This window comes from Cupriavidus sp. 05T41 (genome assembly GCF_056396525.1).
Map to the genome: position 1 here is coordinate 1 of NZ_JBFTLQ010000195.1, position 1,319 is coordinate 1,319.

Sequence of the window (1,319 nt, forward strand, 5' to 3'; positions counted from 1 at the left end):
CTCGATGCTGGCGCTCGCCTACAAGAAGCCGATCTCGATCGAGTTCCGCGACGTCACGCTGAAGCAGCTGTTCGAGGTGGTGTCGCGCTCGTCCGGGCTGAACTTCCTGTTCGACAAGGACGTGCGCACAGACCAGAAGGCCACGGTGTTCCTGCGCAACAGCACGGTCKAGTCCGTGGTGTTCTTMACGCTGCTGACGAACCAGCTCGAGCAGCAGGTGCTCAACGAGAATACGGTGCTGATCTACCCGAACACGCCGAACAAGCTCAAGGACTACCAGGAGCTGATGGTCCGCACCTTCCACCTCGCCAACACCGACGCCAAGATGGTGGCCAACACGCTCAAGACCATCCTCAAGACGCGCGACGTCGTCGTCGACGACAAGCTCAACATGCTGATCGTGCGCGACAGCCCCGAGGCGATCCGGCTGGCGTCGCGGCTGGTGGCGCTGCACGACGTGCCGGAGCCGGAAGTCATGCTGGAGGTGGAGATCCTGGAGGTCAAGCGCGACCGGCTCACCACGCTCGGCGTGGCCTGGCCCGACAGCCTGAGCCTGACCCCGATCCCATCCGCCGCCGGCGGCGTGCTGACGCTGCGCGACCTGATGAACCTGACCAGCTCGAAGGTGGCGGCCGGCATCGGGCCGCTGACCATCAACGCAGGCACCATCGAGTCCTCCGCGAAGCTGCTCGCCAATCCGCGCATCCGCGCGCGCAACCACGAGAAGGCCAAGATCCTGATCGGCGACCGCGTGCCGTTGATCACCACCACATCCACCGCTACCGGCTTCGCATCGGAGTCCATCAACTACATTGATGTCGGCCTGAAGCTGGACGTGGAGCCTGCGGTGCACCTGGACAACGACGTGGCGATCAAGGTCTCKCTCGAAGTCAGCAACATCGTGAGCCAGCTCACGACCAAGTCGGGCTCGGTGGCCTACCAGATCGGCACGCGCACGGCCAGCACGACGCTGCGCCTGCGCGACGGCGAKAACCAGGTGCTGGCCGGCCTGATCAGCGACGAGGACCGCCGCAACGCGAAGAAGATTCCCGGCCTCGGGGACCTGCCGGTGCTCAGCMGCCTGTTCGGCAGCTCCGCCGACGAAAACCAGAACACCGAGATCGTGTTATCGATCACGCCCCACCTGATCCGCAATATCGAGCGTCCCGCGCCAGCCGTGCTGACCTTCGCCGCGGGAACGGAAACGAGCTTGCGGCTGCGGCCCGAGGGCCTGACCGTGCCGTCCGCCCGCGCACCACTGATCGCGCTGTCCGGCCAGCCCGGCGCGGGCGCCGCGCAGGCCGTGGCCATGCCCGTAT

1 protein-coding gene is annotated in these 1,319 nt (G+C 65.9%); it reads left to right on the top strand.

Annotation, left to right across the window (positions count from 1 at the left end):
* Window positions 1-1,319 (top strand): type II secretion system protein GspD (locus AC1DKV_RS40425; protein ID WP_477139760.1); only part of this gene is annotated, 1,319 nt, incomplete at both ends.